This is a genomic window from Terribacillus aidingensis, from assembly GCF_040703035.1.
GTDB lineage: Bacteria > Bacillota > Bacilli > Bacillales > Amphibacillaceae > Terribacillus.
This window is the reverse complement of record NZ_CP159996.1, coordinates 1720316-1746581: the sequence shown is the minus strand read 5'-3', so window position 1 is coordinate 1746581 and position 26266 is coordinate 1720316. Positions and strand designations below refer to the sequence as shown.

Annotated in this window: 31 protein-coding genes and 1 other RNA gene; 25 read left to right on the top strand and 7 right to left on the bottom strand. The window is 43.9% G+C overall.

All coding sequences use genetic code 11. The features are described 5' to 3' along the window. Window positions 1-36 precede the first annotated feature (36 nt). Both ABXS78_RS09215 and recU read right to left on the bottom strand, forming a co-directional pair. Complete coding sequence (locus ABXS78_RS09215; RefSeq protein ID WP_366249808.1) at window positions 37-2667, bottom strand: PBP1A family penicillin-binding protein; 2631 nt, start codon at window positions 2665-2667, stop codon at window positions 37-39. Then, the gene (gene recU / locus ABXS78_RS09210) at window positions 2667-3251 is read right to left on the bottom strand and encodes a Holliday junction resolvase RecU (protein ID WP_366249909.1); all 585 of its coding nucleotides are present in this window, start codon (window positions 3249-3251) and stop codon (window positions 2667-2669) included. The genes ABXS78_RS09215 and recU overlap by 1 nt, the downstream gene beginning before the upstream one ends. 116 nt (window positions 3252-3367) lie before the next feature. Here recU and ABXS78_RS09205 point away from each other — a divergent pair, with 116 nt between their 5' ends. After that, window positions 3368-4327, top strand: coding sequence for a DUF2515 family protein (locus ABXS78_RS09205; RefSeq protein ID WP_366249807.1), 960 nt, complete (start codon window positions 3368-3370; stop codon window positions 4325-4327). A gap of 18 nt (window positions 4328-4345) precedes the next feature. Here the strand turns inward: ABXS78_RS09205 and ABXS78_RS09200 are convergent, their stop codons facing one another. After that, window positions 4346-4456 carry a spore protein gene (locus ABXS78_RS09200; protein WP_141234138.1) on the bottom strand — a complete coding sequence of 37 codons (111 nt, stop codon included), beginning with the start codon at window positions 4454-4456 and terminating at the stop codon, window positions 4346-4348. 138 nt (window positions 4457-4594) lie between these two features. On the opposite strand from ABXS78_RS09200, the gene ABXS78_RS09195 reads away from it, so the two are divergent. The 17 genes from ABXS78_RS09195 to ABXS78_RS09115 all read left to right on the top strand — a co-directional run bounded on the left by ABXS78_RS09195 (window position 4595) and on the right by ABXS78_RS09115 (window position 19416). Then, on the top strand, window positions 4595-4810 hold the full coding sequence (locus ABXS78_RS09195) for a hypothetical protein (RefSeq protein ID WP_366249806.1): 216 nt from the start codon (window positions 4595-4597) through the stop codon (window positions 4808-4810). Window positions 4811-4855: 45 nt separating this feature from the next. After that, complete coding sequence (locus ABXS78_RS09190) at window positions 4856-5263, top strand: DUF1798 family protein (protein WP_366249805.1); 408 nt, start codon at window positions 4856-4858, stop codon at window positions 5261-5263. Next, complete coding sequence (locus ABXS78_RS09185) at window positions 5241-5657, top strand: cytidine deaminase (RefSeq protein ID WP_095222691.1); 417 nt, start codon at window positions 5241-5243, stop codon at window positions 5655-5657. The genes ABXS78_RS09190 and ABXS78_RS09185 overlap by 23 nt, the downstream gene beginning before the upstream one ends. Before the next feature lie 134 nt (window positions 5658-5791). Further along, on the top strand, window positions 5792-7315 hold the full coding sequence (crtI, locus tag ABXS78_RS09180; protein WP_366249804.1) for a phytoene desaturase family protein: 1524 nt from the start codon (window positions 5792-5794) through the stop codon (window positions 7313-7315). Further along, the gene (crtI, locus tag ABXS78_RS09175) at window positions 7312-8793 is read left to right on the top strand and encodes a phytoene desaturase family protein (protein WP_366249803.1); all 1482 of its coding nucleotides are present in this window, start codon (window positions 7312-7314) and stop codon (window positions 8791-8793) included. The genes crtI (ABXS78_RS09180) and crtI (ABXS78_RS09175) overlap by 4 nt, the downstream gene beginning before the upstream one ends. Further along, window positions 8762-9616 carry a phytoene/squalene synthase family protein gene (locus ABXS78_RS09170; protein WP_366249802.1) on the top strand — a complete coding sequence of 285 codons (855 nt, stop codon included), beginning with the start codon at window positions 8762-8764 and terminating at the stop codon, window positions 9614-9616. Before crtI (ABXS78_RS09175) ends, ABXS78_RS09170 begins: the two co-directional genes overlap by 32 nt. Further along, window positions 9613-10344, top strand: a complete 732-nt coding sequence (locus tag ABXS78_RS09165) for a carotenoid biosynthesis protein (RefSeq protein WP_366249801.1) — start codon at window positions 9613-9615, stop codon at window positions 10342-10344. The genes ABXS78_RS09170 and ABXS78_RS09165 overlap by 4 nt, the downstream gene beginning before the upstream one ends. Next, window positions 10310-10972 carry a lysophospholipid acyltransferase family protein gene (locus ABXS78_RS09160; RefSeq protein WP_366249800.1) on the top strand — a complete coding sequence of 221 codons (663 nt, stop codon included), beginning with the start codon at window positions 10310-10312 and terminating at the stop codon, window positions 10970-10972. The genes ABXS78_RS09165 and ABXS78_RS09160 overlap by 35 nt, the downstream gene beginning before the upstream one ends. Before the next feature lie 14 nt (window positions 10973-10986). Continuing rightward, on the top strand, window positions 10987-12108 hold the full coding sequence (locus ABXS78_RS09155) for a glycosyltransferase family A protein (protein ID WP_366249799.1): 1122 nt from the start codon (window positions 10987-10989) through the stop codon (window positions 12106-12108). Continuing rightward, complete coding sequence (crtI, locus tag ABXS78_RS09150) at window positions 12105-13574, top strand: phytoene desaturase family protein (protein WP_366249798.1); 1470 nt, start codon at window positions 12105-12107, stop codon at window positions 13572-13574. The genes ABXS78_RS09155 and crtI (ABXS78_RS09150) overlap by 4 nt, the downstream gene beginning before the upstream one ends. 23 nt (window positions 13575-13597) lie before the next feature. Beyond that, a complete protein-coding gene (gene fni, locus ABXS78_RS09145) occupies window positions 13598-14638 on the top strand; it encodes a type 2 isopentenyl-diphosphate Delta-isomerase (protein ID WP_366249797.1) in 1041 nt (346 codons plus the stop codon). Between the two features lie 80 nt (window positions 14639-14718). After that, a complete protein-coding gene (locus ABXS78_RS09140; protein WP_366249796.1) occupies window positions 14719-15144 on the top strand; it encodes a CotD family spore coat protein in 426 nt (141 codons plus the stop codon). 80 nt (window positions 15145-15224) lie between these two features. Next, a complete protein-coding gene (locus ABXS78_RS09135; RefSeq protein WP_366249795.1) occupies window positions 15225-15794 on the top strand; it encodes a DUF1273 domain-containing protein in 570 nt (189 codons plus the stop codon). Window positions 15795-15869: 75 nt separating this feature from the next. Beyond that, window positions 15870-16244, top strand: coding sequence for a cell division regulator GpsB (gene gpsB / locus ABXS78_RS09130; RefSeq protein WP_095222700.1), 375 nt, complete (start codon window positions 15870-15872; stop codon window positions 16242-16244). Between the two features lie 62 nt (window positions 16245-16306). Continuing rightward, window positions 16307-16680: RNase P RNA component class B (gene rnpB / locus ABXS78_RS09125), an RNA gene on the top strand. Between the two features lie 94 nt (window positions 16681-16774). Then, window positions 16775-17908, top strand: coding sequence for a class I SAM-dependent RNA methyltransferase (locus ABXS78_RS09120; RefSeq protein WP_366249908.1), 1134 nt, complete (start codon window positions 16775-16777; stop codon window positions 17906-17908). 17 nt (window positions 17909-17925) lie between these two features. Next, complete coding sequence (locus ABXS78_RS09115; protein ID WP_366249794.1) at window positions 17926-19416, top strand: carboxypeptidase M32; 1491 nt, start codon at window positions 17926-17928, stop codon at window positions 19414-19416. A gap of 34 nt (window positions 19417-19450) precedes the next feature. On the opposite strand, the gene ABXS78_RS09110 is transcribed toward ABXS78_RS09115, so the two are convergent. Continuing rightward, window positions 19451-19981: a hypothetical protein gene (locus ABXS78_RS09110; protein ID WP_366249793.1), complete on the bottom strand. Its 531-nt coding sequence runs from the start codon at window positions 19979-19981 to the stop codon at window positions 19451-19453. A gap of 191 nt (window positions 19982-20172) precedes the next feature. Between ABXS78_RS09110 and ABXS78_RS09105 the strand changes: the two genes are divergently transcribed. Next, window positions 20173-20454: a DUF6123 family protein gene (locus ABXS78_RS09105; protein WP_366249792.1), complete on the top strand. Its 282-nt coding sequence runs from the start codon at window positions 20173-20175 to the stop codon at window positions 20452-20454. Here the strand turns inward: ABXS78_RS09105 and ABXS78_RS09100 are convergent. The 3 genes from ABXS78_RS09100 to ABXS78_RS09090 form a co-directional block, all read right to left on the bottom strand. Next, entirely contained in the window at window positions 20448-20840 is a 393-nt protein-coding gene (locus tag ABXS78_RS09100; protein ID WP_366249791.1) for a ribonuclease HI family protein, read from the bottom strand. The two genes, ABXS78_RS09105 and ABXS78_RS09100, sit on opposite strands and share 7 nt — an antisense overlap. Window positions 20841-20852: 12 nt before the next feature. Beyond that, window positions 20853-21536, bottom strand: a complete 684-nt coding sequence (locus ABXS78_RS09095) for a queuosine precursor transporter (RefSeq protein WP_366249790.1) — start codon at window positions 21534-21536, stop codon at window positions 20853-20855. A gap of 129 nt (window positions 21537-21665) precedes the next feature. Next, a complete protein-coding gene (locus tag ABXS78_RS09090) occupies window positions 21666-21866 on the bottom strand; it encodes a cold-shock protein (protein ID WP_038560820.1) in 201 nt (66 codons plus the stop codon). A gap of 381 nt (window positions 21867-22247) precedes the next feature. Here ABXS78_RS09090 and ABXS78_RS09085 point away from each other — a divergent pair, with 381 nt between their 5' ends. From ABXS78_RS09085 to plsY, 6 genes are all read left to right on the top strand, one after another. Then, complete coding sequence (locus ABXS78_RS09085) at window positions 22248-23111, top strand: DUF72 domain-containing protein (protein WP_366249789.1); 864 nt, start codon at window positions 22248-22250, stop codon at window positions 23109-23111. Window positions 23112-23114: 3 nt separating this feature from the next. After that, the gene (locus ABXS78_RS09080; protein WP_366249788.1) at window positions 23115-23729 is read left to right on the top strand and encodes an HD domain-containing protein; all 615 of its coding nucleotides are present in this window, start codon (window positions 23115-23117) and stop codon (window positions 23727-23729) included. A 14-nt stretch (window positions 23730-23743) separates the two neighbouring features. Beyond that, window positions 23744-24700, top strand: a complete 957-nt coding sequence (locus ABXS78_RS09075) for a thymidylate synthase (protein ID WP_366249787.1) — start codon at window positions 23744-23746, stop codon at window positions 24698-24700. 12 nt (window positions 24701-24712) lie between these two features. Beyond that, on the top strand, window positions 24713-25207 hold the full coding sequence (locus ABXS78_RS09070; RefSeq protein WP_366249786.1) for a dihydrofolate reductase: 495 nt from the start codon (window positions 24713-24715) through the stop codon (window positions 25205-25207). A gap of 111 nt (window positions 25208-25318) precedes the next feature. After that, window positions 25319-25534, top strand: coding sequence for a YozE family protein (locus tag ABXS78_RS09065; RefSeq protein WP_366249785.1), 216 nt, complete (start codon window positions 25319-25321; stop codon window positions 25532-25534). A gap of 130 nt (window positions 25535-25664) precedes the next feature. After that, on the top strand, window positions 25665-26261 hold the full coding sequence (gene plsY / locus ABXS78_RS09060) for a glycerol-3-phosphate 1-O-acyltransferase PlsY (protein WP_366249784.1): 597 nt from the start codon (window positions 25665-25667) through the stop codon (window positions 26259-26261). The last annotated feature ends 5 nt before the right edge of the window (window positions 26262-26266 follow it).

Below are 26266 nucleotides of genomic sequence, written 5' to 3'. Positions count from 1 at the left end.
AATTGAAGTGACTGTCTTTTTTTGTTTGATATTTTGTTATTGCTGCTCGTTTGTATTACCTTGATCAGTTTCCGATTCAGCATCTCCGCCGGGATCAGTTTCCTGACCGCCTTCATTAGGGTTTTCTTCTTCCTCGGTATTGCCTGATTCCCCGCCTTGATCAGAATTTCCATTATTATTACCGTTGCCGTTGTTATTCTCATTTCCGTTACCGTTACCATTGTTCTGGTCATTGTTTTCATCGGCGTTTTGGTCTTGATTCTGTTCATCATTCTGATCTTGGTTCTGCTCGTCCTCATTTTGCTGATCTTCATTGTTCTGATCTTGCTGATCCTCAGCATTTTCAGCAGGATTTTCTTCTTCTTCTTCTGCGTTTTCTTCTCCACCTGGGACGGTGACAGAAGTTGATTTTGCCTCACTAGTCTCACCATCAACTGATGCTGTAACTGCAATGTTGTAGGTTTGTCCAGCTTGAACGTTATCAATTACCGCTGAAGTGTCAGATGTGGATGTAGAGCCGCTTGGATCGGCACTTACACTGAAGTTTGCATCGCCATCGTAGTTCCAGCTGATATTAATGCTGTTGCTTGCTTCATCATAGCTTGCAGAAAGTCCGGTAACCGGAGCTATTTCTTTTTCTTCATATCTTTCTGATGTAGCACCAGGAAGATTACCCTTCAGGAATAATTCCGTCAGGATTTCAGAAGAGGGGGTGCCAGCACTAGGAGAAGCAGCAGGGCGAGAGCCTCTTTCGACTTTCGCCTCCACTACGCTGCTGGGTTTTTTAAAGCTTTCCGTGTCCTTACCTTCATGGACTTCTGTCATGATTTGCTTGAACAAGTATTTTGCGACATTTGTACCGGCACTGCCGCCTGCAATCACAGTATCATTCGGTGTACCAGTCCAGATGGAAAGCGTGTAGTTTGTGGTCAATCCATTCATCCATGAGTCAGGGCTGCCTTCTTGACCATCTTTATTTGTTGTACCAGTTTTTCCTGCAATATCGAGGCCTGCAACATTAGCTAATGTCCCTGTACCTTCTGTCATAACAGAACGCATCATGTCAGTCACCATATAAGCAGTAGATTCACTCATTGCAGCTTCAGATTCAGGCTTCATATCCAACGTACTGCCATCGCTGAATTCAATCTTACTGATAGAGTACGGTTCTGTATAGATACCTTCATTACCAAATGCAGCATATGCACCGGCTAAATCAATAGGTCTAAATTCAGAAGAACCGCCGATACTATCAGAGTAATGAATGGTATCGTCTTTAAACTCCAAACCAAGGCCATTGGCAAATTCCTTCGCTTTATCAAGACCGACTGCCTGGAAAGTTTTAATGGCTGGAATATTATATGATTTTGCTAACGCTGTTCTTGCGCTCATCCAACCATGGAATTGGTCATCATAGTTATTTGGTTTCCAATCCCCAGCTTCTTCAATAGTTATTGGTTCATCATTAATTTGCTCATAAGTAGATGTATACACGCCATTTTCAATAGCGGGAGCATAATCAATTATCGGCTTCATACTCGAACCTGGCTGATTGGATCCTTGTATTGCGTAGTTAAACCCGCCAAGCTCATTATTTTTATTTCCGCCAATCGCACGGATAGCACTGCTCTTTGTATCGAGCAGCGTGATTCCAGCTTGAAGATTATCATCTACCCATGAAATGCCGCTTTCATCACTTAAAGCGTTTTCCACAGTCTCTTGTGCATCTGGATCCAGAGTTGTGTAAATCTTCATCCCATCAAGGTTTAGGTCTGTATCTTCAAAGCGTTCACTGAGCTCTTTTTGCACTTGATCCAGGAAGGCTCCGTACTTATTAGATTGCGGCTGCTTTTCAGTAAGTAAATCTTCGACTTTCGTCTTTTTCGCTTCGTCTGCTTCAGCCTGGGTGATCTTCTCATGCTGTACCATCAAATCAAGCACGGTGTTCATACGTTCCTGAGCAAGATCAGGGTTTTCAAATGGGTTGTAAGCAGTAGGACGCTGCGGCAGACCAGCTAGTAAGGCTGTTTCCGGCAGTGTAAGATCATTTAGATCCTCTTTACCAAAATACGTTTCTGCAGCTGTAGCCACTCCGTATGCATATTGGCCGTAGAATACTTTATTCAAATACATCTCAAGGATTTCTTCCTTGGAGTATTGACGGTCAAGCTGGAAGGCAAGCCACCATTCCTGCATTTTACGTTTTACTGTTTTCTCTGGGGATAGGAAGGAACGTTTAATGACCTGCTGGTCGATCGTACTTCCGCCTTCAGCGCCGAATCCATTCTTAAAGTTGGAGACAAGCGCGCCACCAGTACGGATTATATCGATTCCGTTATGTTCGAAGAATCTGGAATCCTCTGTTGCAGTTACTGCGTCGATCAGCTGCTGCGGCAGATCGTCATAGGTTACTTTTCGTCTGTTTTCCGAACCTAATTCCGCAAATTCATCGCCATTCATGTCATAGACAATATTGGAAGCAGGGTCAGATAGTTTTTCTTCGTCCAGCTTAGGAGCTGTAGCAGCGTAGTAAGCAAATACACTACCACCTGCGACAACACATAATACACCTATTAATACAATCGTAAGTAATATTTTCTTCCAAATAGGTTTTTTCTTCTTTTTCTGTTTTCTTCTTGATGCACGAGATTGGCCCTTTTCTGCCATTACTCCTCTTCCTCCGTTCTAAAATGAAGCTGGTCGATAATGTGTAAGTAATCGACCTTTGCCTGATACTTCATTGGAATCAGAAATCCTTGCTCACAAATCACTTCGTAGGGAATGGATTTTCTGCCTCCATCATATTGACGTTTCCACCACGGAAAAAGTTTCTCTGCTTCGAAAAAAAATGTTTGATTATGTGCGGAAAAACGCATAATGACGAAGCAGATAGCCCCATGGCTGCATACATGCTCCATGTGGGAAATCTGGTGCTCGTGGAAATTGGAGAGCGGGAAACTAGTCTTGTTTTTTGTGACCTTGGCTTCGAAGTCTACATATTTTCCGCGATATACGCCATTATAATCCGTAGTGGATGCTTGTTTGAAATACGCTTCTTTAATGACCGCTGCACTTCGTTTTGGATAGTCGACCTGGACAATCTGCACTGGGGTAGGTTTTTTGTGGATGATAGCCTTTTGCTGAGCGAGATAATACTCGTTCGTCTCATTGATATCTTCCTCTAAAGTCATCCCTCTGTTGCCGAAGTCGACAGGCTGTGTGAGCCTCGATGCAGCAGTTTGTCTGATGATCTTTTTCCCGTTAGGATATTGCACGGTTTCTCCCCCCACTATAGGAATGATCATACCATAATCCTTAGAATACTTCACTTTGTGTCTGTAACTCAACTGAAAAAAGGGGCAATTCGATGACAATTACTGACATAGCACAATTGCTTTCTTCCATCGAAGAGAAAACAGCCGCTGCAAACTTAGATAATATCCGAAGAACGATGGCTTATCAAGCTTTTTATGAACGGAATCCAGAGATAAAGTGGGCATTCCTGGCTTCCATGGTTTCTAGGAACGCTGGCTGGAATATGACAGATTTACATTTGGATATGTTTCAGGACTTACTGTCAGCACGCATAAGAAAACAGCTTTTTTCTCTTTACGAACGTGCCAATTGGCTCATCTTCTCTGATGCTTATCCGCAGTTGCTGTTGTATGAGTCACATAAAAAAGGACAAATTGACATGATTGCACATCTTCATCATTTTCGTGTGTCTGCTTTTATGGAAGAAACGTGGAAGCAATTCATAAAAGAAGGTGACATGCAGCAGCTGCTGTACTGCCTTATCGTCAACGAACAGCATGTCATCGGCTCGCCTGTCATCGTCCAGCCGTTCTATAAAAAGCATGTCTTCCGCCGCTGGCCATATCAGCTTCAAGATTTTTTTCGTTTGAATACTGTGTTCTTCCCGACAATGGATGGGGAGTTGTACGGACTGTATGCTCACCATTTTACAAGTGTGGATGAGCGAATACAGATGGGGAAGAAGTTGAGCCAGCTCCTTTTTGACGACCAGCTTTATCCCGCATTTGTACAATTTGCCAAACGCGTTCCTTACACGGGGTCTCGAGATGATTATGAGCGCTATGGCAGATTTAGAACAATCGGCAGTTGTCCACTACGAGCGTGCTATCCAGTCATTACACACAAAGATATTATTCGTACGGACTGGTACAGATATGGGGGCATCAAACGAAGTTGGCTGACCCCTGAGAAAAAAAAGCGTCATCGTCCAACCGGAACCGTCTTTTATTGGAAGAGGCGATTGATGAAGATTGCGGCATTGATCAAGAAAAAAAGCAAAGCGATCAATTGACCGCTTTGCTTTTTACACTTATATGGAAGGACGGTTTGGTCCATCAAGCTTTTTATCATACCCGTCGCCGGCAGTGCGGGCTGTCGGCCGTTTCTGGCCAGTCGATGTCTTTCTTTCCTGCTTTTTCATCTTTCACCCTCCTTTATAGTTAGGATGAGCGAAACAGCTCTGAATCATGCGAATGTGCCCGTATTTTTTGTTGTTTTGTCAACTGTGCAGGAGAAGTCTTAAATGGGCAGAAACAGTAAGGAAAAAGGGGGCATACGGATGAACAAGCAAAATGGTGTGACCAAAGAAGAATTGCAGCTGGCTCTGTTCCAGCTGACTGGCGCATATCGGAAATTGGACCAAAGACTCACCGTACAGGCGAACCGTTCCAGGACGACGTTAAAACAGCCTCTTATTGAACGAGTGCTCCAAGCAGAGTCCCAGCTGGATAAAAAGCATGATAAATGGGATCATGAGCATGGTAAATTAGCCTGACTGCTTGTATAATAGAACAACACGATAAGCAGAGAAGGGGTTATATTGACTACATTACAGATATATAATAAGCAGCTATCCGACTTGATGGCACGTTTGAAAGAGCGCTTCCTTACGCATGAGCCTCCAAGCGAAAAGCATGATAAAGCTTTTTTTGAGATGGTCAAGAAGGAAACAGAACCAATGTATCTGCTGCTTAGGAAGTGGCATCAGGCTGCGGAGGAATTTGTCCAGCAGCGCGAGGTCAGTGTGCATCCGCAGCAGGTACAGTCTACAGAAGAAAATGTCCATTTAATCATTCTGCATAGTTATTACATAGACATCAAGTCAGAACGATATATGGATTATCATCAATCAATCGGCTACGTCATCCAATTGCTAGATGAAGATTTGGACCGAATTGAAGGATACAACGGAGAGGGAGAAAACAATGACGAAAGAAGAATTGATTAATCTGGCTAAAGAAGCAAGAGAACGGGCATATATACCTTATTCTAAATTTGGAGTAGGTGCTGCAGTACTGACAAAGGCAGGAAAAGTTTATCAAGGATGCAATATCGAAAATGCTGCTTATCCAGTTACATGCTGTGCTGAACGAACAGCAATTTTCCAAGCAATTGCAAACGGCGAAAGGGAGTTCTCTGAAATCGCAGTTGTTGCGAATACAGAACGTCCAGTTCCGCCATGCGGATCGTGCCGCCAGGTAATGGCTGAATTCTTCCCGCAGGATGCTGTCATCCACATTTCGAACATGAATGGCGTTTCAAAGACAGTTACTATGGAAGAGCTGCTACCGTTTTCATTCCAGCCAGAAGATCTCTACTCTGACGAAAAAGCTGCGCAGTAACAATCAACATTGATTCAAGGACCCAAAGTGTTTTTACATTTTGGGTCCTTTTTTCTTTTTTTTATTTATCGTTCGATAGGTTTCTTCATAAGGCGAACGGGGTAAAGGGGACTATTGAAATGGAGGTCTGACCGTTGACTAAGAAAAAAGTAGCAGTTATCGGAGCTGGTCCTGGGGGGCTGACAGCTGGGATGCTGCTTGCAGCCAAAGGGTATAACGTAGAAATATATGAGAAAAATGATGTGATTGGCGGCCGGACTTCACGTTTGAAGCAAGGCGAGTTCCAATTTGATCTTGGTGCGACCTTCTTCATGATGCCTCAGCTTCTGGAGGAGCTTTTCGAGGAAGCGGATCGAAATCTTAACGATTACGTTCAGCTGCATCGACTAGATCCATTATATACGCTTCGGTTTGGGGACGTCACTTTTACACCGCGAGTCGACAGACAAGATATGCTGGATGAAATCGAGCGGGTCTTTCCTGGCGAAAGCGAAGGATTCATTCAGTTCATGGAAAAAGAGGGGGAGAAGTTCGACAGAGTGGAAAAACTTCTGCGCCGTCCTTTCGTACATAAACGCACGTATCTGACTAAGGACGTGCTGCATGCGCTGCCGAAACTGGATATGTTTCAGACAGTATATAGTAAGCTTTCTACCTATTTTAATGATGAACGATTAAAATATGCTTTTACCTTCCAAGCAAAATACTTAGGAATGTCACCCTGGAAGTGTCCTGGTACATTCACGATACTTTCTTATCTTGAGCATAAGTTCGGTTTGTACCATCCCATAGGTGGCGTAAATCGAATTTGTGAAGCGATGCGGCAGGTGATTGAGGAGTACGGAGGCATTGTCCATACCGGAAAACCTGTTGCTCAAGTTCTTACAGAAGGCAAACGGGCAACAGGTATTCGTCTGGAAGATGGTCATGTCGTACATGCTGACGAAGTAATTATCAATGCGGATTACAGTTATAGCATGCATCATTTATTTGATGGTAGGTGGAAGAAGAAATTCCGGAAGAAAACGGAGAATAAAAAATATTCCTGCTCAACCTTCATGCTTTATCTAGGTTTGAAGCAAGAAGTCGACCTTCCTCATCATATGGTTGTCTTTGCAGATGACTACAAAAAGAATGTAGAAGAGATGACAGAACAGTTCGTTCTTTCAAAGGATCCGTCCGTCTACATTCACTATCCGACGAAACTTGATCCGACAACGGCACCTGCTGGAAAGTCTACAGCATATTTGCTGATGCCAGTGCCGAATACGGAGGCTGACATTGATTGGAACGAAGCAAGTCCTCGTATACGGCAGAAAATGCTGGATATCCTTGCTCGTGAAACCGGTATTGAGAATATAGAGGCTCTGATTGAAACAGAGCATTGTATCTCCCCGTCAGATTGGGAAGCGATGAATATTCAGCATGGAGCAGTATTTAATCTTGCTCATTCACTTGATCAAATGATGTACAACCGACCTCATAATCAAGTGAAAGAGCTATCCCATTGTTACCTTGTTGGTGGAGGAACGCATCCGGGCAGCGGACTGCCAACCATTTTTCAGTCAGCAAAGATCAGTGCCGATCTAGTGGAGAAAAATAATGGAGTGAAAACTTATCGGATGATAAATTTCTCTCGGAAGAAGGTGCCGATGTGAGAACGGCAATTATCGGTGCAGGTATCGGTGGGCTAACAACTGCACTGCTTCTGGAAAGACAGGGACATGAGGTTACGATCTTTGAACAGCAGTCGAATCCCGGTGGGCGTATGCAGTACGAAACTGACGGCATGTTCCGAATCGACCAAGGTCCGACAATTGTCCTTCTGCCCGATATGATTCGCAGTGTATTGGAGTCATGCGCTATTCCCCAGAAGGATCTTGAGCTGATTAAATGTGATCCGCTTTACCGGATTCATTACGCGGATGGTACTGCGTATACAAAATATGCCGATCCTACAAAGCAGAAAGAAGAATTACTGGAGAAGTTTCCAAATTCTGCGCCACAATTTGATCAATTCATGCGCGATATGAAAAACGTATACCGATTTGGGGTGAGTCAATTTTTGGAGCGGGGCTTTTCGAACAGGTTACGTTTCTTTACGACAAGCAACCTGCGTTTCCTTTATAAATCAAAAGCTTACCGTAATGTTCATTCTTTTATCAGTGATTATTTCACTGAACCGAAGCTGCAAGATGCTTATGCACTCCAATCCTTGTATATAGGAGGTTCTCCTTATACGACTCCTGCAATTTATGGCCTCATTTCTTATAGCGAGCATGAGCACGGTATCTGGTATGTGAAAGGAGGCTATGCGGGACTGATCGAAACGTTGGTTTCTTATTGTGAAAAACGCGGTGTCACTATTGAATACAATTCGAAAGTGGAAAAAATCCGGAAGAATGGGAAACGAGTAAGCGGTATCGAGATGGACGGAGTATACCAGCCTTTTGATAATGTAGTGTTCAACGGTGACTTTCCTGCCATTCATTCTTTACTTGATGATAATAAAGCAAAAAAGAAAAAGCAGCCTGCTGCCTCCAGTGGCTGCCTGCTCATTTATGCAGGTACCAATCGAAAATGGGAAGAGCTGCAAACACATCAATTTGTGCTACCTGAACAGTTCCAGCTAAATATGAAAGCTATTTTTGAGTCCAGGACTATCCCAGATGACCCGTCCTTTTATGTATTCAATCCGTGTTCAATAGATCCGTCATGTGCTCCTGCCGGAAAATCGGCATTATATTTCCTAGTCCCAGTTCCATCCGGCGACCATATCAATTGGGATCAGCAGCAAGACTTACTCGTTGAACGTGTTCTTCACAAAGCAGAGCAGACGCTGCTGCCAGAATTGTTGGGATCAATTGAATGGCTGAAGGTAAGGACCCCGGCCGATGCAAGTCAAGCTGGGCTGTATCAAGGAGGGAGCTTTGGAATAGCTCCGAACCTGCTTCAATCAGGAGGCTTCCGCCCGCAGAACAAACCATTCGATATTGAAGGACTTTATGCTGTCGGCGCTTCTGTCCATCCAGGCGGAGGTGTACCGATCGTCATGCAAGGAGCGAAGAATTTAAGTGACCTAATAAAGAGTGAGGTGGGAGACTATGCTCAAGAAACCGTACGCAAAGGCGTGTGAGAAGGCGATGAAGCAGCACTCCGCGAGCTTTTATCAAGCTTTTCGCGAGCTTCCTTCTCCGCGTAAGGAAGCTGTTTTTGTTATTTATACTTTCTGCCGGATGATTGATGACAGCATGGATGAACCTGAAAACAGCGCTTATACGCTGGACGAGCTGGAGTGGAACTTTCACCATCTCAGCCAAGCGGAAGGGCATTTTATCTGGCCTTCCCTTCGCTGGCTGTTCGACACTTTTCCAAATCTGGAACCAGCGCCGTTCTTCACCCAGATAAAGGGTCAGCGCATGGATGAGGAGCATACGCATTACAAAACATTTGAACAGCTGGAAAACTATTGCTACCACGTAGCCGGATCTGTCGGCGAAATGCTGCTGCCGGTATTGCATGATTACCCGTCAGAGCAAATTGTTCAAGCAGGAATCAAGCTTGGTAAGGCAATGCAAATTGTCAATATCCTGCGGGATATCGGAGAGGACTTGGAGCGCGGTCGACGATATGTTCCGCTGTCTATCATGTCAGCCTATGACTATACAGAAGAAGCGTTTTATGCCCAGGAACTATCGTTTTCGTTCAATCAGGTGATTGATGACTTGATAACTACTGCTGACAATTGGTTTGAAGAGGGTCTGGAAGGTTTGAATACGTATCCCGAATCGAGTGCATTTGCAATCACCTTGGCAAGCAGCTATTATGCAGCAATCATGGATGCAATCAAGGAAAATGATTATGATGTATTCCATAAGCGTGCATATGTACCGCAGTCACGTAAACTAGCACTTTACAAAGCTGCCAAAAAGGCGAGGAAAAAGGAATCGATTACATGATGTATCGTATCTTTGCTGTTTGGCTGTTTATAGGACTGGTGCTTCTTTTATTCTGGGAGCTGCCGGAATGGCTCTACTTTGCTAATAGTATTTTTATGATTCTTTATACGGCATCCGTTCTGGCAGAAAGCAAAGCATATTTCTTCCATAACACGAAAAAGATCAAAACGACCGCTGTTCTGTTAATCATCGGTGTTACTACACTGCTCATTGAAGCACTAAGTGTTTATACAGGATTTCCGTTCGGCGATTACGGATATACGACCATGCTCGGGTATCATGTGTTGGGAGTACCCTTTACAATCGCCATTGCCTGGGTTGGTTTTATCGTTAACAGCACTATGATCAGTACACAGCAAAATAAGTGGCTGCGGGCTTTGGAAACTGGTATATGGGTCGTATTCATTGATTTAATACTTGATCCTGTCGCATTAGCTTGGGACTTTTGGCAATGGGATAATGGCGGTTTTTATTATGGGATTCCGGCAACGAATTTTATTACATGGTTTTTCCTGGCTGCTATTCTGTCATTAGTGTTTCCATTGCAAAGGGGAGTGAAGCCGTCAGTTCAGTCGTATCGATTATTGGAATTGATGTTCCTGTTTTTCGGTCTGCTGGCTCTGAAGAAAGGTTTCATCCTTGTTGCTTGTCTGGCCATTCTGTTCATTCTTGTTACAGAAGGGAGGAGAGTGTTTGATTCAAGCAGAAAAAAAGCGATGGTTCATTAAACTTTTCGCTGCTTATCAACGGTATTATTTGCTTCCTCGTAACTTTGAACGTGTTGAAGCTACCGGACATGTCCAGACACCAGAAGTACCCGTCATTTATATTGCAAATCACAGTTCTTGGTGGGATGGACTGCTAATCTTCCAGGTTGTGGAAGATCATTTGAGAGGCAATCATTATATGCTGATGGCCCAAGAAGGACTGGAAAATTATCGCTTCTTTCGCAAGCTCGGTGCCTTCTCCATTAACAAAACAAGAATTCGCGATGTTGTCGCTTCCCTTCAATATGCAACACAGCTGCTGGAAACGGGCAGCTGCGTTTGGCTGTTTCCCCAGGGTCAGATTTTGCATCAAGACCAGCGACCATATCTTTTTGGGACGGGAATAGGTTATTTGCTGCATCAGAAGCAGGTACCGGTCGTCCCGGTTACTTTACATTATCATTTCGGGGAAGAAAAGAAGCCCATTGCTTCCTTGCACTTCGGTAAACCGATTCAGGAGAACTGGGAAAGCATGACACGTTCCAGTGTCAGTATGTATTTATCTAAACTACTGGAAGAACAAGCAGACGAGCATAAACAGACGATCATCGGGGAGCTGCGCATGGAGTCCCAGGAACAGATCAGCTAGGAAGGGGATGCGTTATGCTTGTACTATTATTAATAATCAACTTCCTGCTTCTACTTCAGCTGATTTGGGTGCTGTATAACAGCACCGCTTTTCCGAAAAGCTTCACGCAAAGAAGTCCTGCGGTCAAGCCATTGAGCATACTGGTACCCGCACGAAATGAAGCAGATAACATTGGACAGTTACTTGAGAGTCTGATACCGCAACAGGACTACATAAAAGAAATTCTTGTATTGGATGATCAGTCAACGGATGGAACAGCTGCTATTGTGCAGCAATTCCAGCATAAGCTAAAGAACTTGAAACTAATTCAAGGCAAGGAGCTGCCTTCGGGCTGGACAGGTAAAAACTATGCTTGTCATCAATTGGGGCAATATGCGGAAGGGGACTGGCTGCTGTTTCTCGATGCGGATGTGACAGTGGAGAAAAGTGGGCTTGTGCTGCTTCAGCCATATCTTGACGGTCGTTATCATATGATATCTGCTTTTCCGAGGCAGCGTGTTCATACTTTTCTTGAACGCATGCTTGTACCATTCATGGTTTTCCTCGTCATTTGCCACTTACCAATTCGACAAGTAACGAAAGCCCAAGATCCTAAATTCACTGCAGCTCACGGTGCGTTCATTTGTATTCACAAGGAAAGTTATCAGAATGCTGGCGGTCATGCTGCTATCAAATCTGCCATAGTGGATGATATCGAACTTATGCGTCTGATGAAACGGTCTCAGTTTCCAGTCGCTTTGCTGCGCGGTGAAAAATTCGCCAGTATGCGAATGTACGAGGCTAACCGTTCTGTGTGGCTCGGATTCCGGAAAAATATTTTCACGGGGACGGGAAGCAATATATTCCTTACTTTATTTATATGTGTGTTATATGCACTGATATATGTTGTACCGACAGTTTGCTTTGTTTCTGCTCTATTGATTGGCACTAAGCAAACGGCGCTTGCAGCAGCTTTGGCTTATATGATCGGAGCTATCATTAAATTTTTCATTGATTTTCAAGCTAAGACAAGCTGGTATACATTCTTTCTCTACCCAATTGCATGTACCTGTTTTATTTTGCTTGCTCTGGATGCAGTAAGGATTCATAAACAAAAAGAGGGATATGAATGGAAAGGCAGGAGATATTACGAATGAAACGTGCTATCATCATCGGGGGCGGATTAGGTGGTTTAACGACCAGTATATATCTTGCCCATGCTGGCTGGAATGTAAGAATACTTGAAAAGAATAAAACACTTGGCGGCAAGCTTCAACAGGTTAACCAGGATGGTTTCCATTTTGATTTAGGACCAAGTACAATCACGCTAAAGCACATTTTTGAACAAGTATTCCATGATACAGGAAGGGACAGCCGAGATTATTTGTCCTTCTACCCAATTACACCAATTGGGAAGAATTTTTTTCCTGATGGGAGCATTGTCGAGCTGACAGCAGACGTTGAGAAGATGCAGGAACAGCTGGCCGTCTATAGTAAGGCTGACGCAAGGGCTTATCCTGCTTTTCTTGCTGAAAGCAAGAAGCTGTTTCAAATTTCTGAAAGGGCATTTCTTCATAAACCTCTATTTCTACTGAAGGAAAAACTGCAGCCGGAGCTTTTGCGCAATTTTGCTAAAATTCGCCCGATACAATCGTTTCAATCTCTATTAAAACGATACTTCCGGCATCCGAATACATTACGTCTGTTCGGCAGGTATGCGACATATGTCGGGTCCTCTCCTTATCAAGCACCATCCATCTTTGCCATGCTGGCATTTCTGGAAGCGGGGGAAGGAGTGTATGGCATTAAAGGCGGCACATACAAACTCGTGGAAGCATTTGAAAAGCTGGCTGTGGAGTTAGGTGTTCACATTGAAAAAGAAACCGACGTGACCAGTATACAGACAAGCCGAGGTACCGTGACAGGGGTTACGACTACCAAAGGTGACTATGCTTGTGATACGCTTATCGGAAACGGAGATGCCCTAAGCTTGTACAGCGGACTATTGGATGAGTCTGAGCGGCCGCATTTCCCTGATCATAAAATAAAGAAGTTCGAACCTTCCTTGTCGGGCTTTACGATGCTATTAGGTGTTAAAAAGCGCTACGCTGCATTAGCTCATCATAATGTTTTCTTTTCTTCCGATTATGAGAAAGAATTTTCTTCGATCTTTAAGAAGAAGCAGTATGTCGAAGAACCAACACTTTATATTTGTTTTTCGGGAGCAAGTGAACCCGAACAGGCACCTGCCAATATGAGCAATTTGTTCATTCTTGCAAATGCACCATATCTTACTGGCATGAACCAGCTGCATGAGAAAGAATGGTATAAAAAACAGCTTATCCGGCAGTTTGAAGAGAAGGGTCTGATTGCTTTATCAAAAAATATAATCTTTGAAAAGCTCCAGACACCAGCTGATTTAGCGGTGCGGACTCGCGCTTTTCGGGGGGCTATCTATGGGATGAGTTCGAACAAATTCCAGCAAGCCTTTTTCCGGATACCGAATAAAGATACTCATATTAAAGGTCTTTGGTTTGCTGGTGGTTCGACACATCCAGGAGGCGGTACACCAATGGTCACTTTGAGCGGGAAATTGACAGCACAAGCAATATTACAGGGATAGGTTTTGAGCCAGGGGGAAACAGGATGAAAGAAAGATCTATACATAACCGTAAGGATGAACATATACATATTACGTTGAATGAACAAGTACAAGGAAAAGGAATTTCAACCGGCTTTGAAACTTACCGATTCGAGCATCAAGCTCTTCCTGAAATCAGCTTCAATACTATTGATACTAGCACCACATTTCTTCAAAAACAGGTGAAAGTACCTTTTTTGATCAGCAGTATGACCGGCGGCACGCCCCGTGCACATGAGATAAATCGGAATTTAGCAAGAGCTGCTGAAGAAAAAGGCTGGGCATTAGGGCTTGGTTCCAGTCGAGTGGCGCTGGAAAATAAGGCAGCTGCCGCAAGCTTTCAGCTGCGGGAAGAAGCGCCTACCATTCCAATCTTCGCAAATATCGGTGCTGTCCAGCTGAATTACGGCTATGGACCTGAGGAATGCGGTCAAATCGTAAGTTTGACAGGTGCAGATGCTATCGTGCTCCATCTTAATAGCATGCAGGAAATTTTCCAAGATGAAGGGGATACAGACTTCAGCGGCCTTCTGCTTAAAATCGCAAGAGTGGCTGATACATTATCTGTACCGGTCGGCATCAAGGAAGTGGGCTTTGGGATCGCTCCTGATACATGCAGCCTGCTGATTGAATCAGGCGTGCAATTCATTGATACAGCGGGAGCAGGAGGGACTTCTTGGATCGAAGTGGAGAAATATCGTTCTCAGAACCCTATAAAGCAAAGAGCTGCGTCAGCATTTCTTGATTGGGGTCTTCCGACAGCTACATGCATCGAGCAGCTGAGCAGATTGCCAAAAGCCCCTGACTGCCTGATTGCAAGCGGAGGAATCACGACTGGCGTTGATGCAGCTAAAGCGATAGCTTTAGGAGCTGATATGGCAGGCTACGGTCGTTCCATCTTACCGGAAGCTGTGGATTCGAAAGAGGCACTGCTGGAACGATTCGAACAGCTGGAACTTGAGCTTAGGATCAGCATGTTCGGAATCGGGGCTCAAAATTTGGAGTCATTAAGAAATACGGACAGGTTAATCAGTCGAAACGCCTGAAATATAGGTTTTTGTCATAGTACATGTTCTTTCGCCCTTTCATATGTTATAGAGAATCCAATACAGAAAGGGGAAAGAACATGCGTAAAAGACATTGCTGTCCTCCTCCGCGCCCAGTACATTGTGGTCCAGTGCACTGCGGAACGAAGACTATTGTCGATCCTGTCATCAACAATGTACAACACACTTACTCTGAAGAGGTAATTGAGCATATACACCCAGTTCATACTACAGTGGTGAACCATCATAAGGTGAAGAACGTCCACATGTATCCGCATACGACTTCTTTTGCCAATGAAAAATCGATGGAGCAGACACATCTTAGCCCTACTCATAATAGTCCGCCAAGACCGAACCCTTGTCATGACTGTGGTCCAATGCCGATGCCAGCACCTATGCCAATGCCGCAGCAGGTTAGCCCGCAAATGTACCAGCCGCAGCCTCAGCCACAGCAGCAGCCGCAAATGGCACCGAAACCTAAACCAACTCAGAAAAAGTGGTACTAATAGCCGTATTAGAGCTGGCGTCAGCCAGCTCTTTTATGTTTAGATAGAAACAGTGAAAAGAAGAGGAGCGCATGTCCCAGATGAAGAATTTATATGTGACTGGATACAAGCACTACGAAATGGGAATCTTTAAGATGAGTGATCCTCGTGTGCATTATATCAAGCAAACCATACGGGACAAGCTAATCGGTCTGATTGAAACTGGATTGGAATGGGTGCTTCTGTCCGGACAGACGGGTGTGGAGCTTTGGGCAGCCCAGGTTGTACTTGATCTGAAGGAAGAGGAATATGATATACAGCTTGCTGTCATCCCCCCTTTTGATAATCAGGACGCACGCTGGTCAGAAGATTTGCAGGAAGAGTATCAGGAACTGATCATGCTTGCTGATTTCTATCAGCCGATATATGAAGGTGATTATAAGGGACCTTACCAATTCAAAGCACGAGATAAATGGATGCTGTCCAAAACGGAGGGTGCACTTGTCATGTATGACGAAAATCAGACAGGCAGTATCGACTTCTTCCTCAAAGAAGCACGCAGCTATCAAGAAGCGCATGATTATGAGCTCTACTATATAACTGCGCTGGATTTGCAGGACACACTTGAGAGGGAACAGATGAATGATCCTTCATATTGGGATCAGACATGAGAAGAAAATTGACAATCTCAACTGATTTTGAAAGAATGGACATATATACAATTGTATAAATGAGGTGACTTGTGTATGGCTTTGGCAAACATCCAACTGACACAAAAAGATATCTTTGAAAAGAATTTTAAAACAGGTATGCGTGGTTATAACCAAGATGAAGTCGATGAGTATTTGGACAAAATCATTCAGGATTACGAAACATTCCAAAAAGAAATCGATCGACTGAAAAGCGAAAACGAACGTCTGAGACAGCAGCAGTCCTCAAACGACACTGTGAGATCAACCAGATCTGTACAGCAACCGAAAGAACAAGCTCCACAGCCGGCTGCTCCGGTACGTGAGCGAGAGACTCAGACAAATCATCAAGTGAATTATGACATCCTTAAACGTCTGTCCAATTTGGAGAAGGCCGTTTTCGGAAAAAAATTCGCTGAGAATGATGTTTGATGCTGGGCGGTCTTGACTATTGACGTCGAACCGCGTACAATAGGTTAGCAACTTAAAAATGAATGTTTGAGTAATCGCTGCAGTGATGCAGAGGAAAGTCCATGCTCACACAGGCTGAGATGCTTGTAGTGTTCGTGCTTGGCGAATTCATAAGCCAAGGTAGCAGCAATGCTAACGGCAGGCAGAAAGCCTAAGTCTTCGGATATGGCTGACATGTCTTGAAAGTGCCACAGTGACGTAGTCAGCTTGGAAACTTGCTGAGTGGAACGAGGTAAACCCCACGAGTGAGCAACCCAAATGTTGGTAGGGGCACCCTTGATTATGGGAATTCAACCTAAAAAGGGACAAGTGATGAGCTTGTAGATAGATGATTACTGCCGTTGTACGAGGCTGACCACCGCTCGCAGTGCATCGGTACAGAACATGGCTTACAGAACATTCATTTGGTCCACTGTATACAACAAACAGCCCTTTCTAACTGGTTTCAGCTAGAGAGGGCTTTTTAATACATAAAAGCGAGGTTTTACATGATGAAAAGGCAAGTGACCCTGATTGCCACTGCGGCGATGGGATTGGAGTCTGTCGTTGCACGCGAAGTGAAGCAGCTGGGCTATGAAGATGTTCAAGTAGACAATGGTAAAGTAATATTCCAGGCAGATCCGTCCGCCATTGCACGCTGCAATCTGTGGCTGCGGACAGCTGATCGTATCAAAGTGCTTGTTGGGGAATTCAAAGCGACTACTTTTGATGAGCTTTTTGAACAGACGAAGGCATTACCTTGGGAAACGTACATACAGGAAAATGGAGAATTCCCGGTTATCGGAAAAAGCGTCAAATCGACGTTATATAGTGTCCCGGATTGTCAGCGTATCGTAAAGAAGGCTGTTGTAGAGAGGCTGAAGCAAAAGCACGGTATTGCTTCCTGGCTGGAGGAGTCCGGGCCAAGACACCGGATTGAAGTGGCTATCTTGAAGGATACGGTTAGCCTTACTCTGGACACTAGCGGGACAGGCTTGCATAAACGTGGCTATCGCGTCGGGCAAGGCGAAGCTCCTATCAAGGAAACACTTGCAGCCGCAATGGTGCTATTGACGAATTGGCGTCCGGAATTCCCGCTTCACGACCCGTTTTGCGGAAGCGGTACTATTGCTATCGAAGCAGCACTGATAGGGCAGAACATTGCACCTGGATTTAACCGTGAATTTGATGCCGAAAACTGGCATTGGGTGAAATCTGACCTTTGGGAAAAGGCACTGGAAGAAGCCGAGGACTTAGCCAATTATGATCAGGAACTTCATATTTCAGGTTCGGATATCGATCATAAAATGGTGGAAATCGCGAAGGCAAACAGTATTGAGTCAGGCCTTGGGGAATTAGTCAACTGGAGACAGATGCAGGTGGCAGATTGGAATCCGAAGCAGGATAATGGCTACATGATAACGAATCCGCCTTATGGGGAAAGAATGGGAGATCGCCCTGAGGTGGAAAAAGCCTACAAAGAGCTCGGCTCCATCATGAAGGCTAACCCTTCATGGAGCGGTTATATCTTGACATCTCACGAAGGTTTCGAAACATTCTACGGCAAGCAGGCAACGAAGAAACGCAAGCTTTTCAATGGTTTTATCAAAACCGACTATTATCAGTATTTCGGTAAACATATCTAAATAAGGGAGCGGATAGTATGTCAGATGCAACACAGCAATATTGGGACTTGATCAAGGAACAAAAAGCGTATGAAGAAGCAATAGCCCTCATGCATTGGGACTTGCGGACGAAAGCACCGAAAGCTGGTATGGAATATCGGGCAGAAGCGATCAGCTATTTATCACAGCAGTCGCATCGTCTATCCACATCTGACAAACTGAAAGAACTGATAGAGGAACTGAAGCCGATCGCAGAGGACGAAATTCTGGTCAAATCATTAGCTGAGAGTGAAAAAGAATACGATCGAAACAAGAAAATTCCTGAAGCAGAATTTAAAGCATATATCATGCTTCAGTCCAAAGCCGAATCTGTTTGGGGAGAAGCAAGAGAAAAAGGTGATTTCAATTTGCTTCAGCCATATCTGGAGGAACTGGTTGCCTACAAAAAGAAATTCGCTTCTTATTGGAATGCTGATCAGCATCCTTATGACGTTCTGCTCGATATGTATGAGCCTGGCGTGACAATGGAGACGCTGGATGAAGTGTTCCCAGCATTGCGTAAATCCCTTACAAATTTACTTGAACAAATCAAACAGTCAAACGTGAAACCAGACACTAGTGTGCTGCAGACCCATTTCTCGAAGGAACAGCAAAAAGCTTTTACTATTTCTGTTCTGGAAAAAATGGGCTATGACTTTGAAGCTGGAAGACTGGATGATACAATTCATCCATTTGAAATCACATTGAACCCGAAAGATGTCCGTATCACGACGCGTTATGATGAAGAAGATTTCCGGATGGCTGTCTTCGGTACGATTCATGAAGGCGGTCATGCGCTGTACGAACAGAACATAGCGGAAAAATTAGCTTCGACACCTTTAGCAAGCGGAACGAGCATGGGAATTCATGAATCTCAGTCTTTATTCTGGGAAAACTTCGTCGCACGCAGCGAGGCATTCTGGAAAGGCCATTTTGAGGAATTCAAAACTTATGCGCCTGCATCACTGCAGGACATTGATTTTGAGACATTCTATCAGGCAGTGAATGAGGTAAAAGCTTCATTCATCCGGATTGAGGCAGACGAATTGACGTACGCATTGCATATCATGATCCGTTATGAACTGGAGAAAGCACTATTCAAAGATGAGATCGAGGTGAAAGATCTGCCTGAAATCTGGAACAGTAAAATGGAAGAGTACCTTGGTATTGTGCCAGAAAGCGATTCCCAAGGTGTGCTGCAGGATATTCACTGGTCAGGAGGGGACTTCGGTTATTTCCCTTCATACGCACTAGGTTATATGTACGCAGCGCAGTTCCATGCCAAGATGCAGCAGTCTTTGGATACGGACAGTCTGATTGAAAAAGGGGACTTCGCTCCGATCAAAGAATGGTTAACGGAACAAATCCATCAATACGGTAAAGCTAAGAAACCTTTGGAATTGCTGCAGGATGTAACGGGTGAAGGATTGAATCCCAATCATCTTGTAAGCTATCTAACTGAGAAATACAGTAAAATCTATCAATTATAAAAAAAACGATGCAGAGCGATCTGCATCGTTTTTTTTAGCTTAGAGCTGTTGTCATATCTGGTACTTGCAATCCAGCATCTTTATAGAGTCCTTCTAAGTCGGACTGGAAAGTATCGAATTGTTTCTGAGCTGCATCTAAGTTAGGCTCTGTTTGAGAAGCATCGATTGCTTTACTAATTTCCTCGAAGTATGCTTTCAAAGACTCAAGTGAAGCAGTGAAGGCTTCCTTCTCTTCATCTGGAAGATTGCTTTCCAACTTGTAATCTGCAAGCTTTGCAGCACCTTCATCAGCTGCTTTTTTAGCAGCTTCAGCAGACGTTTTGATAACATCGTCTGTGGACTCTTCGTCAGCTAGTGCAGTTTGATAAGCTGCGATCGGTGCATAGTTAGGACTGAATTCTGCTGTGAAATCCATTTGCGTATGCAGAAGTTCCTTTTTGACATCGGTCGTTTCTGTTTTTTCTGAACCGCTGTCTGACTTACTTTGTGAATCAGCATTTGAACAACCTGTTGCAAAGATGGCTACGATAGCCGTTAACGCTAGCAAATACATAAGCTTTTTCACGCTAACATCCCCTTTCTAATTGGCTTTATTAGTTTAATGCTAACTTTTTGAATTGTAAATACTTAGTAGAAATGTTGCGCAAGTTAGAAAAATCTAATAAATCCAATAAAATAGAATTATCATAAAATCATTGAAACCGGAAACAAGAATGCTATAATAATAGTCGGATTCTGATAAAGGGGTTTTGCAAGTTGACGAAACATAGCTTGGCCTATTTTCTGGACGATTTATGGGCAAAAGGATTCAAACTGACTGACGAAGACGTACAATTCATTTATTTTGGCAAAAATTATGCCAATGCTCCTGATTGGAAGGTTATTTTTGCTGTGCAAATGACGTTGCGCTTCCAGCATGCCTTTGACGGCAGCTTCTATCTTAGTGTGCTCGATTTAATAGGGGAAGATAAGATACATACAAAAAAACAAGCAGAAAATCTGCTTGCGAGAAAAGGATTTCAGCTTCAATATCATTGATTCTGCCGAATTGCTTCCCGGGCAAGCTGATCAGCTGCTTTGTTTTGTTTTTCTGGTATCCATTTAATGAAGAAATAAGGAAACTGCCGACTAAGCTGCATGATTTGTTCCAATAGTGGCTGGAATTCCTTGTTCTTCGTATGTTCCTTATCGATTGCTTGTACTGCCGCTTGGGAATCCGAGCGTAAGGAGATGATATCGTCGGGGTAATCGCTCTGACAGATTTCCAGTGCTCTGATGATGGCCCAAAACTCGGCTTGATGATTTGTCATCATACCGAGCGGTACGCTGTAGGTCTGGCGTGTTCCATCATTTATAATTACGATACCTGCACCGCTTTGCCCTGGATTACCACTAGTCGCACCATCCGTATATACCTCGATCAATATCCATTCCCCCTAATCGTTGATTTGTCTGTACATCCGTTTTGCGCCGTAAAGAAACGGTGTCGAAATGATGCTGACCACGAATTTCAACAAATACGTCGAGATGAATATCTCCATCCATACCGAGCCTTCATATGTCCCTGCAAATGCAATTGTGCAAAAGACGAGCGTATCCAGCAGCTGACTGAGCATCGTACTTCCATTGTTTCGCACCCAAAGATATTTATCATCTGGCAGCATTCGCTTGAGCAATGCATACAGCCAGACATCAACATATTGGCTGATGCCGTATGCAATCAGGCTCCCAAGTGCGACTCGAGGTAGGAATCCGAAAATCGTGCTGAGAGATGAGTGCGCAATGTCGCTTGGCGCCGGGTCGAATACAAGAACAACCTGCATGATGATCGTCATGATGATAAGGGTAGCAAAGCCTAGTCCGACAGCTTTTCTGGCTATTTTCTTACCATAATTCTCGTTCAGTATATCTGAAGCCAAGAAGATGGTTCCATATATGATGTTTCCCATTGTAGCTGTTAAACCAAACAGCTCGATTGTCTTCGTCACCTGAATATTTGCCAATACTGTAGCCATACCGACCCATACGAACAATCCGAGACGCCCGAACAGCCGATACATGATTAACAGCAGGACAAAATTTATAATCGAAAAGACAATCCATAGTAAATCGTTATTCAATGCTGCTCCTCCTAGTGAAAATAGCTTAGACATTGGAAGAGTATACGCGCTTTTCCAAACGGATGCAACTTATGGAAGGAAGTGTGTACAAAAAAGCGGCAATCCATTGGATTGCCGCTTACGATTATATTAGACTTTTTCTACGTTAGCTGCTTGAGGGCCTCTTTCTCCTTCGATTACTTCAAAGGATACTTCCTGACCTTCTTCAAGATTCTTGAAGCCTTCTTCCTGGATGGCGGAGTAATGTACAAACACATCGTTACCGTCCTCTACTTGAATGAATCCGTAACCTTTTTCAGCGTTGAACCACTTTACAATACCGTTTGGCATATTCCTTATCCTCCTAAAAGACGTTTCACAGAAAACGCATGTAATAATACAAATAAGACGTGCATGAATTGAAAAAGGCAGTCTGTTAGAAGGGCGGAATTTCTTAGCTCTTCTAACAAGCTGCCATCGTTCTTATTCCGCTCATCTTGTTTGCTTGACACAAATATAGCTTATTTTGAAAAATGCGTCAAGTACGTAAAAATGGGGTTATATTGGGAAAGTAATCGCTTTCTGATTTGATTGAAAGGTTCTATTATGTCTTCTTTCGTCAATTTGCGACATTTAATGTTTTTTCATGACAAGGCATTGCTCTTCGTTGATGGCTTGATACGATTACATTACAATATAATAAATCGTATATTGTCGGAAGGAGGAGAAGGTTTGACAATACAAGTCGGTGTGACCGGTTGGGGAGATCACGATAAATTATATCCGGATACGAAAACCAGGCAGCAGAAATTGAAAACATATGCAACCCATTTTGATGTTGTCGAAGTGGATTCTTCCTTTTACGCCATTCAGTCTGTCAGTAATTATACGAAATGGGCAGAAGAAACACCGGATCATTTTTCCTTTATCATAAAAGCGCACCAGGACATGACTGGCCAGAGTCGGAAAAAGATGACACGGGCAGAAGCAGCATTACTATTTGATGACTTTCTGACATCGATCCAGCCCATTATAGAAGCAGATAAGCTAGCTGCGGTCCTTTTCCAGTTTCCTCCTTGGTTCCAAGTGGAAAAGACAAGTATCGATCGGCTCCGGTTTATTCGTGAGCTGATGAAAGGACTGCCAGTAGCGATTGAATTTCGAAATCAGTCTTGGTATGCGGACGAATACAGGGATAGGACACTTCATCTGTTGCGTGAGCTAGAATTCATACATACAGTTTGCGATGAACCACAGGCAGGGAGCGGTTCAGTTCCGGCTGTTTCCGAAGCTACAAATGACCACTTGACGCTAGTACGTTTTCATGGGCGGAATGTGCATGGCTGGAATCAAAACGGTCGCGAGGACTGGCGAAAGGTCCGCTTTCTTTATCGATACAATCAAGCTGAATTGAAGGAGTGGCGGGATAAGGCTTTAAAGCTGGAGCATTCCAGCACACGTGTCATCTTACTGTTCAATAATAATTCCGGCGGTGATGCCAGTGATAATGCCAAGGAGATGATGCAGCTCCTTGGTCAGAAGCTGCCGGATCCTCCGCCAGAACAGCTGAACCTATTTGACCAGGAAGGGCGATGAACGATGGACCAGAAAAGACAATTGGAAGAAATGGAGCGTTATGCATATACCATTTTCCGCAAAGATGCGACAGGGCACGACTTTTATCATATGAAGCGGGTAGCTAAGATGGGAAGGAAAATAGCATTTGAAGAGGGCGCAGATCCGTTCCTGACAGAGGCAATCGGCTGGATGCACGATATTGGGGACCACAAACTGTTTGATGAGCCAGCTGATGCTGTGGCTGAGGCCCAAGGTTTTCTCCGGCGTATCGGTTTGGATGAAAGCGCGATTAAAGATATATTCCAAGCATGCCGCAATATTTCCTTCAGTAAAGGACGTACTCCTGATACATTGGAAGGTAAGATCATTCAGGATGCGGACCGTCTTGATGCTATAGGAGCTATCGGGATCGCCCGTACGTTCGCGTTTGGAGGGGCAGCGAGCCGCCTTATCCATTGGCCGAATGATCCGAAGCATTCGAGCGTTCAGCATTTTTATGATAAACTGTTAAAATTGAAAGAAACACTGCACACGAAAACAGCATTGCATATGGCTGAATCGAGACATGCTTACATGCAGGACTTCCTGAACCGATTTTTTGAGGAATGGGAGATGCCGTGTGATGATATACGATAAAGGAATGATATTATATGACAACCTCTGAACAAGCTTATCTGGATCTATGCAGATATGTTCTGAAAAATGGCACTAAGAAAGAAGATCGCACAGGCACAGGCACAGTTTCCGTTTTCGGCTACCAGATGCGTTTTGACCTGCAGAAAGGTTTTCCGCTGCTTACAACAAAAAAAGTCCCTTTCCGGCTGATTGCCAGTGAGCTGCTTTGGTTCCTAAAGGGAGATACGAATATCCGCTATTTGTTAGAGCATAACAATAACATCTGGAATGAATGGGCGTTTAAGAATTGGGTGGAAAGTGACGCATATGACGGACCGGATATGACCGATTTTGGCCGCCGATCTCTGCAAGACGATAACTTCCGAAAAACATACGAAACGCAAATGGAACAATTTAAACAGCTGATTCTGACTGATGATGCCTTCAGCGAACGATTTGGTCATCTTGGAGACGTATACGGGAAGCAGTGGCGAAACTGGAAGACTTCACAAGGTGAAAGCATCGATCAATTGCAAGACATAATTGAAACAATAAAGAAAAATCCAGACTCAAGAAGATTGATAGTTTCTGCATGGAATCCAGAGGATGTCCCATCGATGGCGCTGCCACCCTGTCATACGATGTTCCAGTTCTATGTAGCGGACAATAAGCTTTCTTGTCAGCTGTACCAGCGCAGCGGCGACATTTTCCTTGGCATCCCGTTCAATATTGCAAGCTATAGTCTGCTGACGCATTTAATTGCCAAAGAGTGCGGGTTGGAAGTCGGAGAATTCATCCATACAATTGGAGATGCGCATTTATATACGAATCATCTTGAGCAAGTGAAGACACAGCTTGACCGTACACCAAAACCATTGCCAGCATTGCAGATTAAAGATAGCTTCAGCTCAGTATTCGATGCTTCTATGGACGACTTAGAAATCATTGGATATGAACCGCATCCTGCCATTAAAGCGCCAGTTGCCGTATAAGGAGGGACAAGCATGATTTCATTATTATTTGCGATGGATCAAAACCGAGGTATCGGGTATAAAAATGACCTTCCGTGGCGGCTGCCAAGGGATTTGCGATTCTTCAAGGAGAAGACGAGCGGTCAAATTATCGTTATGGGGAGAAAGACACTCGATTCCATGAATGGTGCGCTGCCGAATCGGACGAATGTTGTGCTTACGAGGGATGAAGCGTTTCAAGCAGATGGTGTCACAGTTTTGCATGATGTGGCTGACATAAACAAATTGGCCGACAAGCACGCTGAAAAAGAGATTTTTGTTATCGGTGGAAGTGAGATTTTTTCCCAGACGTTGGAGATCGCTGATCGTATTTATATGACGTATATAGAGGAAAGCTTTCCGGCAGATACACACTTTCCTGACTTTCCGGTGGATGAGTGGCAGGAAATCTCTCGGGAAAAAGGTACCAAGGACGAACGCAATCCTTACGATTATTACTTTATACAATATGATCGGGTGAGGCACTAAATGCTGCATGTATTTTTGCCGCCTGTTTTTTTCTTCTTATTGATTGTGCTGACAATTTATTACCCAGTGTGGAGGAAGAAGAACGAAGTACAACCGAAAGAAGGTGAATGAATGCGTTCTTTTTATCATTTTATGATGACATATCGAGGACGGAAGAAGCCAACGGATGAGAGCAAGTTGGCAGACTGGATGTTTGGGGATCATAATTTTCCTAAGCACAGCTCGTCTTATGACGAAATCAGTGAATACTTGGAATGGAACAGTCCTTTTCATGGAGCGCTGCAGGTTTTCGATCGTCTATGGCGGGCTTACGAAACAACAGAATAAATGAAATAAATGCCTGTATCAGCAGATACAGGCATTTATTATGCCATATTTAGGTAGAAATTTGTCAAATGTCATTGAAAGTTCAGATATTTATTTATACTATGGAACTAATGCAAGGTGGTGTAAGTTTATGGAAGCCGTAGGGCTTGCTTTACTAACAATCATATTAGCATATCTGCTCGGCTCACTGAATGGAGCCTATTATATGATGAAATGGAAGCATGGAATCGATATCCGTACGACTGGAAGCGGGAATGCAGGAGCAACGAATGCTGGCAGAGCAATGGGTAAGCAAGGTTTCTTTTGGGTGCTTGTGTTCGATATAGCCAAAGGAATGCTAGCTGTAGTGCTCGTCAAATGGAGCGGCCAGACTGAAATTATTGCAGGTATCAGTGTGATTGCAGCAGTGCTGGGTCATATATTCCCGATTCAGCTTCGTTTTAAAGGCGGAAAAGGAATAGCAGTGTCCCTTGGGGCACTTGTATTTTTCTCTTACCAGGCAACCTTTCTGCTGATCGCTGCTTTTCTAGTTATCTATCTTTTTGTTAAAAAATTCAGCATTTCAGGATTACTTGCTTATGCCTCTACAGCCATGCTGCTTCCATTTTTACGATTGGACATGACAACTATTGCTGTTTACGTTGTAGTGACCGTCCTTATCCTGGCAGCCCATCATACACATTTGAAAGCTGCTTGGAGCTATTTGCTATTACGTAACGAAAGGTGACATAC